A 14,948-nucleotide genomic window follows, 5' to 3' on the forward strand; every position below is an offset into this window, starting at 1 on the left:
GTCAGGATGCAGAGGTAATTATGAAGCTAACCGATGCGGATAATGCCGCCGATGGCATTTTTTTCCCCGCCCTTGAGCAAAATATGATGGGTGCGGTGTTAATTAACGAAAATGATGAAGTGATGTTTTTCAACCCCGCCGCAGAGAAGCTCTGGGGGTACAAACGTGAAGAAGTCATTGGCAATAACATTGATATGCTGATTCCGCGGGATTTGCGTCCTGCGCATCCTGAATACATTCGTCATAACCGTGAAGGCGGTAAAGCGCGCGTCGAGGGGATGAGTCGGGAGCTGCAGCTGGAGAAAAAAGACGGCAGTAAAATCTGGACCCGTTTTGCGCTATCGAAAGTGAGCGCCGAGGGGAAAGTTTATTACCTGGCGCTGGTACGGGATGCCAGCGTAGAAATGGCGCAAAAAGAACAGACCCGACAATTGATTATTGCCGTTGACCATCTCGACCGACCGGTGATTGTCCTCGATCCGGAACGCCATATTGTGCAGTGCAATCGCGCATTTACCGAAATGTTTGGTTACTGCATTAGCGAAGCCAGCGGTATGCAGCCCGATTCACTCCTTAACATTCCTGAATTCCCTGCCGATAACCGCATTCGTTTACAACAGTTGCTATGGAAAACCGCCCGCGATCAGGATGAATTTCTGCTGTTGACGCGCACCGGTGAAAAAATCTGGATTAAAGCCTCTATCAGCCCGGTTTATGACGTGCTCGCGCATCTGCAGAACCTGGTAATGACCTTCTCGGATATCACCGAAGAACGGCAAATCCGCCAGCTTGAAGGCAATATTCTCGCCGCCATGTGCAGCAGCCCGCCATTTCATGAAATGGGGGAAATCATTTGTCGTAACATCGAATCTGTACTCAACGAATCGCATGTTTCGCTGTACGCGCTGCGCAACGGGATGCCGATACACTGGGCGTCATCTTCGCACGGTACAGAAGTTCAAAATGCGCAAAGCTGGTCAGCGACCATTCGTCAGCGTGATGGCGCGCCGGCGGGGATCCTGCAAATTAAAACCTCGTCAGGAGCAGAAACCAGCGCCTTTATCGAACGCGTGGCAGATATCAGCCAGCATATGGCCGCGCTGGCGCTGGAACAGGAAAAAAGCCGTCAGCATATTGAACAACTCATCCAATTTGATCCGATGACCGGTCTGCCAAATCGCAATAACCTGCACAATTACCTCGATGACCTGGTCGACAAAGCCGTCTCTCCAGTGGTGTATCTCATCGGTGTTGACCATATTCAGGATGTGATTGATAGCCTTGGCTATGCGTGGGCCGATCAGGCATTGCTGGAAGTGGTCAATCGCTTTCGTGAAAAACTCAAACCGGATCAATATCTCTGTCGTATCGAAGGTACGCAGTTTGTCCTCGTGAGCCTCGAAAACGACGTCAGTAACATTACGCAGATCGCCGATGAGCTACGGAATGTGGTCAGCAAGCCGATAATGATTGACGATAAACCATTCCCGCTCACCTTGAGCATTGGCATCAGCTACGACGTGGGTAAAAACCGCGATTACCTGCTCTCCACTGCTCACAATGCAATGGATTTTATTCGCAAAAATGGCGGTAACGGCTGGCAGTTCTTCAGCCCGGCGATGAACGAAATGGTAAAAGAGCGTTTGGTTTTAGGCGCGGCGCTGAAAGAAGCAATTAGCAATAACCAACTGAAACTGGTTTACCAGCCACAAATCTTCGCAGAAACGGGTGAACTGTACGGCATCGAAGCCCTTGCTCGCTGGCACGATCCCCTGCATGGTCATGTGCCCCCTTCACGGTTTATTCCTCTCGCAGAAGAGATCGGTGAAATCGAAAATATTGGACGCTGGGTCATCGCGGAAGCTTGCCGTCAGTTAGCAGAATGGCGTAGCCAGAATATTCATATCCCGGCGTTATCCGTGAACTTGTCGGCGCTGCACTTTCGCAGTAATCAGCTGCCTAATCAGGTGTCTGATGCAATGCAAGCCTGGGGTATTGACGGCCACCAGCTGACGGTAGAAATCACGGAAAGCATGATGATGGAACACGATACCGAAATCTTTAAGCGCATTCAGATCCTGCGCGATATGGGCGTGGGTTTATCGGTAGATGATTTTGGCACGGGCTTTTCCGGATTATCCCGCTTAGTCAGTCTTCCAGTAACGGAAATCAAAATTGACAAAAGTTTTGTCGATCGTTGTCTGACCGAAAAACGCATCCTTGCCTTACTTGAAGCCATTACCAGCATTGGGCAAAGCCTTAATTTAACCGTCGTGGCGGAAGGCGTCGAAACCAAAGAGCAATTTGAGATGCTACGCAAGATCCACTGTCGCGTTATTCAGGGATATTTCTTTTCCCGCCCCCTACCCGCCGAAGAAATTCCAGGCTGGATGAGCAGCGTGTTACCGCTGAAAATCTGACATTTTCCTCTCGCCCGCACTCGCGGGTTTTCTTTTAACGTGACACTGTCACTTAAATACTGTGATTTCAGCTACGATTCCGGGAGATTCCTTCCTTAACTTCCCCTCTTGCACCAAAACTGCACTACGCTGCACAAATGTTGATCAAAAGTTAAAAAATATAACTTTAAGCCAGCATTCTGGCGCTTATCCCGGCATGGCATGAGATCTGCATAAGCGGAAAGCGCAGCAATTTTTGTCTTATACAGGAACCGTTTATGTCGGATACCACCGAACTGGTTGATTTAGCCGTGACCTTCCCTGATCTGGAGATCGAACTGAAATACGCCTGCGCTGATAACATCACAGGTAAAGCTATTTATCAGCAAGCGCGTTGTCTGTTACACAAGGATGCGATTACCGCGCTGGCGAAAAGTATCAGTATCGCCCAGCTGTCAGGCTTACAACTGGTGATTTACGATGCGTATCGCCCACAACAAGCACAGGCGATGTTGTGGCAAGCCTGCCCAGACCCGCAATATGTTGTTGATGTGGCGGTCGGTTCTAATCACAGCCGTGGCACGGCGATCGACCTGACGCTTCGTGATGAGCACGGGAACATACTGGATATGGGTGCAGAGTTCGATGAAATGCACGAACGTTCCCATGCTTATCACCCTTCCGTCCCGCCAGCCGCTCAGCGCAATCGGCTGTTGCTGAATGCGATTATGACTGGCGGTGGCTTTGTCGGTATCCCGAGCGAATGGTGGCACTTCGAATTACCCCAGGCAGCGAGTTACCCACTACTCGCTGATCAATTCACCTGTTTTATATCCCCTGGCACACAGCACGCCAGTTAATCAGGAAACTGTCATGAAGAGATCGATTTTGTTTCGTCCTACATTGCTCGCGATCGTCCTTGCCACAACAATGCCGGTTGCGCACGCCGCCGTACCGAAAGATATGCTGGTGATCGGTAAAGCTGCCGACCCACAAACCCTCGACCCAGCGGTGACAATTGATAATAACGACTGGACAGTGACCTACCCGTCTTATCAGCGACTGGTTCAGTACAAAACGGACGGTGATAAAGGCTCAACCGACGTTGAAGGCGATCTGGCAAGTAGCTGGAAAGCGTCTGACGATCAAAAAGAGTGGACGTTCACCCTGAAAAACGACGCTAAATTTGCCGATGGCACACCTGTCACTGCCGAAGCAGTAAAACTCTCTTTTGAGCGGTTACTAAAAATCGGCCAGGGGCCAGCAGAAGCATTTCCCAAAGATTTAAAGATTGATGCTCCCGACGAACATACAGTGAGGTTTACCCTTAGCCAGCCATTCGCACCGTTCCTCTACACGCTGGCGAATGACGGTGCATCCATTATCAATCCGGCGGTCTTAAAGGAGCATGCGGCGGATGATGCCCGTGGTTTCCTCGCGCAAAATACCGCTGGCTCCGGACCGTTTATGCTGAAAAGCTGGCAAAAAGGTCAGCAATTAGTTCTGGTGCCAAATCCGCATTACCCCGGCAATAAACCGAATTTCAAACGGGTATCGGTAAAAATTATCGGTGAAAGTGCTTCCCGTCGCCTGCAGCTCTCCCGTGGCGACATTGACATTGCCGATGCGCTGCCGGTGGATCAACTCAACGCACTGAAGCAGGAAAACAAAGTCAATGTGGCAGAGTATCCGTCACTGCGCGTCACCTATCTGTATCTGAATAACAGCAAAGCGCCACTTAATCAGGCGGATCTGCGTCGGGCCATTTCCTGGTCTACCGATTATCAGGGTATGGTTAACGGCATTCTGAGTGGTAACGGAAAACAAATGCGCGGCCCGATTCCGGAAGGCATGTGGGGATACGATGCGACGGCAATGCAATACAACCATGACGAAACGAAAGCCAAAGCCGAATGGGATAAAGTGACGAGCAAACCCACCAGCCTGACGTTTCTCTATTCTGATAATGATCCGAACTGGGAGCCTATTGCTCTGGCGACACAATCCAGTCTCAACAAGCTGGGCATCAATGTGAAGCTGGAAAAGCTGGCGAACGCCACCATGCGCGACAGAGTGGGTAAAGGTGATTACGACATCGCGATTGGCAACTGGAGTCCGGATTTTGCCGACCCGTATATGTTTATGAATTACTGGTTTGAGTCCGACAAAAAAGGTCTGCCGGGTAACCGCTCGTTCTATGAAAACAGTGAGGTCGATAAGTTACTGCGCAATGCGCTAGCGACCACCGACCAGACGCAGCGTACCCGGGACTACCAGCAGGCACAGAAAATCGTCATTGATGACGCTGCTTATGTGTATCTGTTCCAGAAAAACTACCAACTGGCGATGAACAAAGAGGTGAAAGGCTTTGTGTTCAATCCCATGCTGGAACAGGTCTTCAATATCAATACCATGAGTAAATAACGTGACCTTCTGGAGCATTTTACGCCAACGCTGCTGGGGGCTGGTGCTCGTGGTGGCGGGCGTCTGCGTAATTACGTTTATTATCTCGCATCTTATCCCCGGCGATCCGGCGCGGTTGCTGGCTGGCGACCGCGCCAGCGATGCCATCGTGGAAAATATTCGCCAGCAACTGGGGCTGGACCAGCCACTGTACGTACAGTTTTACCGCTACGTCAGCGATCTGTTTCAGGGTGATCTGGGAACATCCATTCGTACCGGGCGTCCGGTGCTGGAAGAGTTGCGTATATTTTTCCCGGCGACGCTGGAACTGGCTTTTTGTGCCCTGCTGCTGGCACTTCTGATTGGCATCCCGCTGGGCATACTCTCTGCAGTCTGGCGAAATCGCTGGCTGGATCATCTGGTGCGAATAATGGCCATTACCGGAATCTCCACACCTGCGTTCTGGCTTGGGCTGGGCGTCATTGTGCTGTTTTATGGACATCTGCAAATTCTTCCCGGCGGCGGAAGGCTTGATGACTGGCTGGATCCACCAACGCACGTTACCGGCTTTTATCTGCTCGATGCGCTGCTTGAAGGCAACGGTGAGGTCTTCTTCAATGCGTTGCAACATCTTATCTTACCGGCATTAACGCTGGCGTTCGTTCACCTGGGGATTGTCGCCCGCCAGATCCGCTCAGCGATGCTGGAACAATTGAGTGAAGACTACATTCGTACCGCCCGGGCCAGCGGCTTGCCCGGCTGGTATATCGTTTTATGTTATGCGCTACCCAATGCGTTGATCCCCTCGATTACCGTATTGGGACTGGCACTGGGCGATTTGTTGTATGGCGCAGTGCTCACCGAAACCGTTTTTGCCTGGCCCGGAATGGGTGCATGGGTAGTAACATCAATACAGGCGCTCGACTTCCCGGCAGTGATGGGCTTTGCCGTCGTGGTTTCGTTTGCTTATGTGCTGGTGAACCTGGTGGTGGATTTGCTCTATTTGTGGATTGATCCGCGTATCGGACGTGGAGGTGGTGAATGATGCTAAGCGAGGAAACGTCAGCCGTGCGCCCACCAAAACAAACGCGATTTAACGGTGCAAAACTGGTATGGATGCTGAAAGGCAGCCCGCTCACCGTGACCGGCGCAGTCATCATTGTATTAATGCTATTGATGATGATTTTTTCACCGTGGCTGGCGACGCATGATCCCAACGCCATTGATTTAACCGCCCGCCTTTTGCCGCCTTCTGCGGCGCACTGGTTTGGCACCGATGAAGTGGGACGCGATCTGTTCAGCCGCGTACTGGTCGGCAGTCAGCAATCAATTCTCGCCGGATTAGTGGTGGTCGCCATTGCAGGTATGATGGGGTCGCTACTCGGGTGTCTATCCGGTGTGCTTGGCGGACGCGCAGACGCGATTATCATGCGCATCATGGACATTATGCTGTCGATTCCTTCGCTGGTACTGACAATGGCACTGGCAGCCGCTCTCGGGCCGAGTTTGTTTAACGCCATGCTGGCGATTGCTATTGTACGAATTCCCTTTTATGTGCGCCTGGCGCGGGGGCAAACATTAGTTGTTCGCCAGTATACCTATGTTCAGGCGGCGAAAACCTTTGGTGCGTCGCGTTGGCATCTGATCAACTGGCATATTTTACGTAACTCCCTGCCGCCGCTGATTGTGCAGGCATCGCTGGATATCGGTAGCGCGATTTTAATGGCCGCCACGTTGGGATTTATTGGCCTTGGTGCTCAACAACCGAGTGCTGAATGGGGGGCGATGGTGGCGAATGGTCGCAACTATGTGCTCGATCAATGGTGGTATTGCGCATTTCCGGGGGCAGCGATTTTGCTTACCGCCGTCGGGTTTAATCTCTTTGGCGATGGTATTCGCGATCTGCTTGACCCGAAAGCAGGAGGAAAGCAGTCATGACTCAACCCGTTCTGGACATTCAACAACTGCATTTGAGTTTCCCCGGTTTTAACGGCGACGTTCACGCGCTCAACAATGTGTCATTGAAAATCAACCGCGGTGAAATTGTCGGTCTGGTGGGAGAATCCGGCTCGGGTAAATCAGTCACTGCAATGTTGATTATGCGTCTGCTACCGACGGGCAGTTATTGCGTACATCGGGGACATATTTCACTGCTGGGAGAAGATGTTCTTAACGCTCGGGAAAAGCAGCTTCGTCAGTGGCGCGGCGCACGAGTGGCGATGATCTTTCAGGAACCGATGACCGCCCTCAATCCGACACGTCGAATAGGTCTTCAGATGATGGACGTGATCCGCCATCATCAACCAATAAGTCGTCGGGAAGCCAGAGCTAAAGCGATTGCCCTGCTGGAAGAGATGCAAATCCCGGATGCCGTGGAAGTTATGTCGCGCTATCCGTTTGAGCTTTCAGGTGGTATGCGCCAGCGGGTAATGATTGCGCTGGCATTCTCCTGCGAGCCGCAATTGATTATTGCCGACGAACCGACTACGGCGCTGGACGTCACGGTACAGTTGCAGGTACTGCGTCTGCTTAAACATAAAGCCCGCGCCAGTGGAACTGCGGTACTGTTCATCAGCCATGATATGGCCGTGGTGTCGCAACTGTGCGATAGCGTTTACGTGATGTATGCCGGAAGCGTGATTGAGAGCGGCGTGACGGCAGACGTTATCCATCATCCCCGGCATCCGTATACCATTGGTTTGCTGCAATGCGCACCGGAACATGGAATACCGCGCCAGCCATTACCCGCTATTCCGGGGACGGTACCAAACCTCACCCATTTGCCTGACGGCTGCGCTTTTCGCGATCGTTGCTATGCGGCAGGTACACAGTGTGAAAACGTCCCGGCGCTGACAGCGTGTGGTGACAACAACCACCGCTGCGCCTGTTGGTATCCGCAGCAGGAGGTCATTAGTGTCTGATACGTTATTAACGTTACGCGACGTCCATATCAATTTCCCTGCCCGAAAAAACTGGCTTGGTAAAACTACGGAACATGTTCATGCCATCAATGGTATTGATTTACAGATCCGTCGTGGTGAAACCTTAGGGATCGTCGGTGAGTCAGGCTGCGGCAAAAGCACCCTCGCACAGCTTTTAATGGGTATGCTGCAACCGAGCCACGGGCAGTACATCCGTTCAGGATCACAACGCATTATGCAGATGGTGTTTCAGGACCCGCTCTCTTCGCTTAATCCGCGCTTACCGGTGTGGCGCATCATCACGGAACCGCTCTGGATTGCTAAGCGTAGTAGTGAACAACAGCGGCGAGCGTTGGCAGAGGAGCTGGCTGTGCAGGTGGGTATTCGTCCGGAGTATCTCGATCGCTTGCCTCATGCGTTCTCAGGCGGGCAGCGGCAACGTATCGCCATTGCCAGAGCACTCTCTTCGCAGCCTGACGTGATTGTGCTTGATGAACCAACCTCGGCGCTGGATATCTCCGTGCAGGCGCAGATCCTCAATTTACTGGTAACGCTACAGGAAAATCGCGAGCTGACTTATGTGCTGATTTCACACAATGTCTCCGTGATACGTCATATGAGCGATCGGGTGGCGGTGATGTATCTCGGACAGATTGTGGAATTAGGAGACGCGCAACAGGTGCTGACAGCTCCGGCACATCCATACACCCGATTATTGCTGGATTCCCTCCCCGCCATTGATAAACCGCTGGAGGAAGAATGGGCATTACGTAAAACGGATCTACCAGGAAACCGCACGTTGCCACAAGGCTGTTTTTTCTGCGAACGTTGCCCTCTGGCAACCCACGGGTGTGAAGTCCGGCAATCATTAACAATAAGGGAGGACGGACGTGAGATCCGGTGCTGGCGGGCGCTGTAGAGACGCTAACAACGCATCAGGCAATCACGCGCCTGACGCGTCATACGGCAACGCTTTATGATTTCAACTGGTAATCAAGCGTAATTTCAGCTTTCAGTACCTGAGAAACCGGGCATCCTGCTTTTGCTTTCTGGATAATGCCGTCAAAAGTAGAGGCATCAATACCCGGCACCGCAACTTCGCTTTTCAGTGCGATTTTAGTAATCGCAAAACCGGCATCCACTTTATCCAGCGACACATCGGCGGTGGTATCAATCGATGTTGGCGTGAATCCCGCTTCCCCCAGCATTAATGAAAGCGCCATTGAGAAACATGCGGCATGCGCTGCGCCAATCAGTTCTTCAGGGTTGGTTCCTTTTTCGCCTTCAAAACGCGTGTTAAATCCATACGGCTGTTGGTTCAGCACGCCGCTCTCGGTGGATACAGTTCCCTTCCCGCGTTTGATATCGCCTTCCCAGTGTGCCTGACCTTTCTTATGGATTGTCATTGTTGCTCTCCTGTGGGCTTAAAAAGGAAATTATAGACTACGTGAGAAACCGCACGAGGATAAGCAGGTTATTCCGAATAAAATCCGGCGAAAATATTACTTCTGCACTTAAATTAAATTCCCACAATAGATTACCGGGAATATATATATCAAGAGATATTGCATCAATATCATTCAACTCACCACAATAATAATACCTATCAATATCATGGGGTTAAAATATAAAAATTATCAACCAGGACTAATCTTAACAACGAAGCGGCAAATATTTGCCATGCTGAATGTGCTTTATAAATCTGCGATCCGTAGCAGACACCATAAATACACAGACACGGAGAATCACTATGTTTACTTATTATCAGGCAGAAAATTCAACAGCAGAACCCGCTCTGGTTAATGCCATTGAGCAAGGCCTTCGGGCAGAGCACGGTGTTGTCACTGAAGATGACATTCTCATGGAGCTGACCAAATGGGTGGAAGCTTCTGATAACGACATCCTCAGTGATATCTACCAGCAAACGATCAATTATGTGGTCAGTGGCCAGCACCCTACACTTTAAGGTGCTATGCTTGATCGGCAACCTAATTTAGGGGTTTAGCACGTGTTTCTTCGCTACGGCGATGTTGTCCTTAAAACTAGCAACAGGATTGAGGAGTTAAAATGAAATCGAACCGTCAGGCACGTCATATTCTTGGACTGGACCATAAAATATCTAACCAGCGCAAAATAGTTACTGAAGGTGACAAATCCAGCGTGGTAAATAACCCAACCGGCAGAAAACGCCCCGCTGAAAAGTAATTCATAACCATCAGTCCTCAATGACGATTAAACACCATTGCCTGCGCAATGGTGTTTTTGTTTTTATCTGCTTTATACTTGGGGCCGACGCCCTGGCGGTAAAGCAAAGACGATAAAAGCGTGCCAGGGATGGATATTCAAAAAAGAGTGAGTGACATGGAACCAAAAACAAAAAAACAGCGTTCGCTTTATATCCCTTACGCTGGCCCTGTATTGCTGGAATTTCCGTTGTTGAATAAAGGCAGCGCCTTCAGCATGGAAGAACGCCGTAACTTCAACCTGCTGGGGTTACTGCCGGAAGTGGTCGAAACCATCGAAGAACAAGCGGAACGAGCATGGATCCAGTATCAGGGATTCAAAACCGAAATCGACAAACACATCTACCTGCGTAACATCCAGGACACTAACGAAACCCTCTTCTACCGTCTGGTAAACAATCATCTTGATGAGATGATGCCAGTCATTTACACCCCAACCGTCGGCGCAGCCTGTGAGCGTTTTTCTGAGATCTACCGCCGTTCACGCGGTGTGTTTATCTCTTACCAGAACCGCCACAATATGGACGATATTCTGCAAAACGTACCAAACCATAATATCAAAGTGATTGTGGTGACTGACGGCGAACGTATTCTGGGGCTTGGTGACCAGGGCATCGGAGGGATGGGCATTCCGATCGGTAAACTGTCACTCTATACCGCCTGTGGCGGCATCAGCCCGGCGTATACCCTTCCGGTGGTGCTGGATGTCGGGACGAACAACCAACAGCTGCTTAACGATCCGCTGTATATGGGCTGGCGTAATCCGCGTATCACTGACGACGAATACTATGAATTCGTTGATGAATTTATCCAGGCTGTGAAACAACGCTGGCCGGACGTACTGTTGCAGTTTGAAGACTTCGCACAAAAAAATGCGATGCCGTTACTTAACCGCTATCGCAATGAAATTTGTTCTTTTAACGATGACATTCAGGGCACCGCGGCGGTAACGGTCGGCACACTGATCGCAGCCAGCCGCGCGGCGGGTGGTCAACTGAGCGAGAAAAAGATTGTCTTCCTCGGCGCAGGCTCTGCGGGGTGCGGGATTGCCGAAATGATCATTGCCCAGACTCAGCGTGAAGGATTAAGCGAGGAAACGGCGCGGCAGAAAGTCTTTATGGTCGATCGCTTTGGCCTGCTGACCGACAAGATGCCGAACCTGCTGCCTTTCCAGACCAAACTGGTGCAGAAACGCGAAAACCTCAGTGACTGGGATACCGACAGCGATGTGCTGTCACTGCTGGATGTGGTGCGCAATGTAAAACCAGATATTCTGATTGGCGTCTCAGGACAGACCGGGCTGTTTACGGAAGAGATCATCCGTGAGATGCATAAACACTGTCCGCGTCCGATCGTGATGCCGCTGTCTAACCCGACTTCACGCGTCGAAGCAACACCGCAGGACATTATCGCCTGGACTGAAGGTAACGCGCTGGTCGCCACTGGCAGTCCATTTAATCCAGTGGTATGGAAAGATAAAATCTACCCTATCGCCCAGTGTAATAACGCCTTTATTTTCCCGGGCATCGGGCTGGGTGTTATTGCTTCCGGCGCGTCACGTATCACCGATGAAATGCTGATGTCGGCAAGTGAAACGCTTGCTCAGTATTCGCCGCTGGTCCTGAACGGCGAAGGTCTGGTACTACCGGAACTGAAAGATATACAGAAAGTCTCCCGCGCAATTGCGTTTGCGGTTGGCAAAATGGCGCAGCAGCAAGGCGTGGCGGTGAAAACCTCCGCCGAAGCTCTGCAACAGGCCATTGATGATAATTTCTGGCAAGCCGAATACCGCGACTACCGCCGTACCTCCATCTAAGCCTGCGCCCGGTAGTGAAGGCTACCGGGCAATTTCCCTCTCCCTTTTTCAGATCTCATCCATACTGGGTAGTGGCGAATAAATCTCATTTGCCTCACCTGCTATGCAGAACATCATCCGAAAAGGAGGAACTATGAAGGCTGCAGTTGTTACGAAGGATCATCATGTTGACGTTACGGATAAAACACTGCGCTCACTGAAACATGGCGAAGCCCTGCTGAAAATGGAGTGTTGTGGTGTATGTCATACCGATCTTCATGTTAAGAATGGCGATTTTGGTGACAAAACCGGCGTGATTCTGGGACACGAAGGTATTGGTGTGGTGGCAGAAGTTGGCCCAGGTGTCACTTCATTAAAACCAGGCGATCGTGCCAGCGTGGCGTGGTTCTATGAAGGATGCGGTCATTGCGAATACTGTAACAGTGGTAACGAAACGCTCTGCCGTTCAGTAAAAAATGCCGGATACAGCGTTGATGGCGGGATGGCTGAAGAATGCATCGTGGTCGCCGATTACGCGGTTAAAGTGCCGGATGGCCTGGACTCGGCGGCGGCCAGCAGCATTACCTGTGCGGGGGTCACCACCTACAAAGCCGTTAAGCTGTCAAAAATTCGTCCAGGGCAGTGGATTGCTATCTACGGTCTTGGCGGTCTGGGTAACCTCGCCCTGCAATACGCGAAGAATGTCTTTAACGCCAAAGTGATCGCCATTGATGTCAATGATGAGCAGTTAAAACTGGCAACCGAAATGGGCGCTGATTTAGCGATTAACTCACGCACCGAAGACGCCGCCAAAATTGTGCAGGAAAAAACCGGTGGCGCTCACGCTGCGGTGGTGACAGCGGTAGCTAAAGCTGCGTTTAACTCGGCAGTTGATGCTGTCCGTGCAGGCGGGCGTGTTGTGGCAGTCGGTCTGCCGCCGGAGTCTATGAGCCTGGATATCCCACGCCTTGTGCTGGATGGTATTGAAGTGGTCGGTTCGCTGGTCGGCACGCGCCAGGATTTAACTGAAGCCTTCCAGTTTGCCGCCGAAGGCAAAGTGGTACCGAAGGTCGCCCTGCGTCCGTTAGCGGACATCAACACAATCTTTACTGAGATGGAAGAAGGCAAAATCCGTGGCCGTATGGTGATTGATTTCCGCCGCTAAGAGGCCTTTGCTGCGACTGCCATGTTCGGGTCGCAGCATCGCACACTCTCCAACATGAAATGGCTAAGTGGATTATTGTTGCGTAGGAAGGAACAATAATGATAGTGCTCCTGGTGAAGGAACGCTACTGAGAGTAAAGACACTGATGAAAATGGCCAATCATCCCCGCCCGGGGGACATTATTCAGGAATCACTGGACGAACTTAATGTCAGCCTGCGCGAGTTTGCCAGAGCAATGGAAATTGCTCCCTCAACGGCAAGCCGATTGCTGACCGGAAAAGCAGCTTTGACGCCAGAAATGGCAATTAAACTTTCCGTGGTGATCGGCAGTTCGCCGCAAATGTGGCTGAATCTGCAAAACGCCTGGAGCCTGGCAGAGGCTGAAAAAACGGTGGATGTGTCGCGACTGCGCCGTCTGGTTACGCAATAAAAAAATGGCGCTTCTTAAAGCGCCATTTTCAGCTTAAAGTTCAAAAGAGATTATATCCCTTCTTCACTCTCTTTTTTCGCTTCTGCCTTCTCGATTTCACGATACCAGCGCGGATGGTGTTTCTTCGCCCAGCGACGGCTCACCTTCCCTTCGATCATCCCTTTAATCGATCCTTTCACCCAGAATGCCATATACATATGGATCAGGATGGCGTGGATCAGGATGATACCCGCAGCCGCGTGAATCAGCAGGCTGTAGCGAACAACCTGCATCGGGAAGTACTGCGCAAAGTACGGACGCCAGATAATCACCCCGGTCACCAGCAGCACGAAAATCATGCTCATGATCGACCAGAACATCATCTTCTGCCCGGCGTTGTACTTACCAACATCCGCCACTTTGTGCTCATTGCCTTTTAATACTTCGACAATGTTCAACAGCCACGGAATATCTTTCTTATCCGGGATGTTGTGATGCACAAAACGCACAAACATAAACATCAGCGCGACGAAAATCGCAATGCCGAAGAACGGGTGCAAAATGCGTCCCATCTGCGGCGTACCGAAGGTTTGCGTCAGCCATTGCAGCGTCGGGAAGAAGAACGAAATCCCGGACAGCGCCACCAGGAAGAAGCAAATCACCACGGTCCAGTGACAGGCGCGATCAATAAACTTGGTGCGCACAATCATTTTCGACTTACTCATGATGCTCCTCCTCGTCATCGTCCACTTCCTTATTCGGGCCAATACCGATGTAGTGGAAAATCAACCCGGCAAAAGTGGCGATAAAGCCAGCCGCTGCCAGCGGTTTCAACGCGCCTTTCCACAAGTTCACCGATGTGTCGATCTTCGGATCTTTCGGCAGACCGTGATACAGCTCCGGCTGATCGGCGTGATGCAACACGTACATGACGTGCGTACCACCGACCCCTTCCGGGTTGTAGACGCCAGCATGTTCGTAACCACGCGCTTTCAGTTTCGCCACGCGCTGTTCCGCCAGCTCCAGCATCTCCTTCTTGGTGCCGAAGTGGATAGCCCCGGTCGGACAGGTTTTCACACAAGCCGGTTCCTGGCCGACGCTGACGCGATCGACGCAGAGCGTGCATTTATATACCCGGTTATCCTCTTTGTTGAGGCGCGGAATATTAAACGGACACCCGGCAATGCAGTAACCACAGCCGATGCAGTTTTCCGACTGGAAATCGACAATCCCGTTAGCGTACTGAATGATTGCACCAGCAGACGGGCACGCCTTCAGGCAGCCCGGATCTTCACAGTGCATACAGCCGTCTTTACGGATCAGCCACTCCAGCTTGCCGTTCTGTTCGGTTTCGCTAAAGCGCATCACAGTCCAGGACTTGGCGCTCAGATCGGCGGGGTTATCGTAAACCCCGACGCAGTGCCCCACTTCATCACGGATGTCGTTCCACTCCGAACACGCCACCTGACAGGCTTTACAACCGATACAGGTGGAAACGTCGATAAGTTTCGCGACTTCTGCTTTGTAATCACGCACCTGAGAAGGCGGCGTGATGGAGTTAGTTGCGGACCTTTTGATAATGTCCTGCGTTTCCATAGCCATCTGTTCGCCCC

The 14,948-nt window shown here is 51.4% G+C and carries 15 protein-coding genes; 12 read left to right on the forward strand and 3 right to left on the reverse strand.

What is annotated here, in order from left to right:
- Positions 1–20: 20 nt before the first annotated feature.
- The 7 genes from dosP (at position 21) to ACJHWR_RS20630 (ending at position 8,642) form a co-directional block, all read left to right on the forward strand.
- Positions 21–2,420 carry an oxygen-sensing cyclic-di-GMP phosphodiesterase DosP gene (dosP, locus tag ACJHWR_RS20600; RefSeq protein ID WP_024175807.1) on the forward strand — a complete coding sequence of 800 codons (2,400 nt, stop codon included), beginning with the start codon at positions 21–23 and terminating at the stop codon, positions 2,418–2,420.
- 257 nt (positions 2,421–2,677) lie between these two features.
- On the forward strand, positions 2,678–3,259 hold the full coding sequence (gene ddpX, locus ACJHWR_RS20605; RefSeq protein ID WP_001285858.1) for a D-alanyl-D-alanine dipeptidase: 582 nt from the start codon (positions 2,678–2,680) through the stop codon (positions 3,257–3,259).
- A gap of 13 nt (positions 3,260–3,272) precedes the next feature.
- The gene (locus ACJHWR_RS20610) at positions 3,273–4,823 is read left to right on the forward strand and encodes an ABC transporter substrate-binding protein (RefSeq protein WP_000830499.1); all 1,551 of its coding nucleotides are present in this window, start codon (positions 3,273–3,275) and stop codon (positions 4,821–4,823) included.
- A gap of 1 nt (position 4,824) precedes the next feature.
- Positions 4,825–5,847, forward strand: coding sequence for an ABC transporter permease (locus ACJHWR_RS20615; protein ID WP_000145126.1), 1,023 nt, complete (start codon positions 4,825–4,827; stop codon positions 5,845–5,847).
- A complete protein-coding gene (ddpC, locus tag ACJHWR_RS20620) occupies positions 5,844–6,740 on the forward strand; it encodes a D,D-dipeptide ABC transporter permease (protein WP_000979593.1) in 897 nt (298 codons plus the stop codon). The genes ACJHWR_RS20615 and ddpC overlap by 4 nt, the downstream gene beginning before the upstream one ends.
- Entirely contained in the window at positions 6,737–7,723 is a 987-nt protein-coding gene (locus ACJHWR_RS20625) for an ABC transporter ATP-binding protein (protein ID WP_000193515.1), read from the forward strand. The genes ddpC and ACJHWR_RS20625 overlap by 4 nt, the downstream gene beginning before the upstream one ends.
- Complete coding sequence (locus ACJHWR_RS20630) at positions 7,716–8,642, forward strand: ABC transporter ATP-binding protein (RefSeq protein WP_001285547.1); 927 nt, start codon at positions 7,716–7,718, stop codon at positions 8,640–8,642. Before ACJHWR_RS20625 ends, ACJHWR_RS20630 begins: the two co-directional genes overlap by 8 nt.
- Before the next feature lie 55 nt (positions 8,643–8,697).
- On the opposite strand, the gene osmC is transcribed toward ACJHWR_RS20630, so the two are convergent.
- Positions 8,698–9,129, reverse strand: coding sequence for a peroxiredoxin OsmC (osmC, locus tag ACJHWR_RS20635; protein WP_000152305.1), 432 nt, complete (start codon positions 9,127–9,129; stop codon positions 8,698–8,700).
- A 344-nt stretch (positions 9,130–9,473) separates the two neighbouring features.
- Here osmC and bdm point away from each other — a divergent pair, with 344 nt between their 5' ends.
- The 5 genes from bdm to ACJHWR_RS20660 all read left to right on the forward strand — a co-directional run bounded on the left by bdm (position 9,474) and on the right by ACJHWR_RS20660 (position 13,356).
- Complete coding sequence (gene bdm, locus ACJHWR_RS20640) at positions 9,474–9,689, forward strand: biofilm-dependent modulation protein (RefSeq protein WP_000495766.1); 216 nt, start codon at positions 9,474–9,476, stop codon at positions 9,687–9,689.
- Between the two features lie 101 nt (positions 9,690–9,790).
- Positions 9,791–9,928: a stationary-phase-induced ribosome-associated protein gene (sra, locus tag ACJHWR_RS20645; protein ID WP_000841554.1), complete on the forward strand. Its 138-nt coding sequence runs from the start codon at positions 9,791–9,793 to the stop codon at positions 9,926–9,928.
- A gap of 156 nt (positions 9,929–10,084) precedes the next feature.
- Positions 10,085–11,782, forward strand: a complete 1,698-nt coding sequence (maeA, locus tag ACJHWR_RS20650; RefSeq protein ID WP_000433471.1) for a malate dehydrogenase — start codon at positions 10,085–10,087, stop codon at positions 11,780–11,782.
- 133 nt (positions 11,783–11,915) lie between these two features.
- Positions 11,916–12,926: an alcohol dehydrogenase AdhP gene (gene adhP, locus ACJHWR_RS20655; protein WP_000642407.1), complete on the forward strand. Its 1,011-nt coding sequence runs from the start codon at positions 11,916–11,918 to the stop codon at positions 12,924–12,926.
- 145 nt (positions 12,927–13,071) lie between these two features.
- Entirely contained in the window at positions 13,072–13,356 is a 285-nt protein-coding gene (locus tag ACJHWR_RS20660) for a HigA family addiction module antitoxin (RefSeq protein ID WP_000781370.1), read from the forward strand.
- A gap of 50 nt (positions 13,357–13,406) precedes the next feature.
- On the opposite strand, the gene fdnI is transcribed toward ACJHWR_RS20660, so the two are convergent.
- Complete coding sequence (gene fdnI / locus ACJHWR_RS20665) at positions 13,407–14,060, reverse strand: formate dehydrogenase-N subunit gamma (protein ID WP_000045648.1); 654 nt, start codon at positions 14,058–14,060, stop codon at positions 13,407–13,409.
- Positions 14,053–14,937: a formate dehydrogenase N subunit beta gene (fdnH, locus tag ACJHWR_RS20670; protein ID WP_001240581.1), complete on the reverse strand. Its 885-nt coding sequence runs from the start codon at positions 14,935–14,937 to the stop codon at positions 14,053–14,055. The genes fdnI and fdnH overlap by 8 nt, the downstream gene beginning before the upstream one ends.
- Between the last annotated feature and the right edge of the window lie 11 nt (positions 14,938–14,948).

This window comes from Escherichia sp. WS568, from assembly GCF_046486085.1.
Lineage (GTDB): Bacteria > Pseudomonadota > Gammaproteobacteria > Enterobacterales > Enterobacteriaceae > Escherichia > Escherichia coli.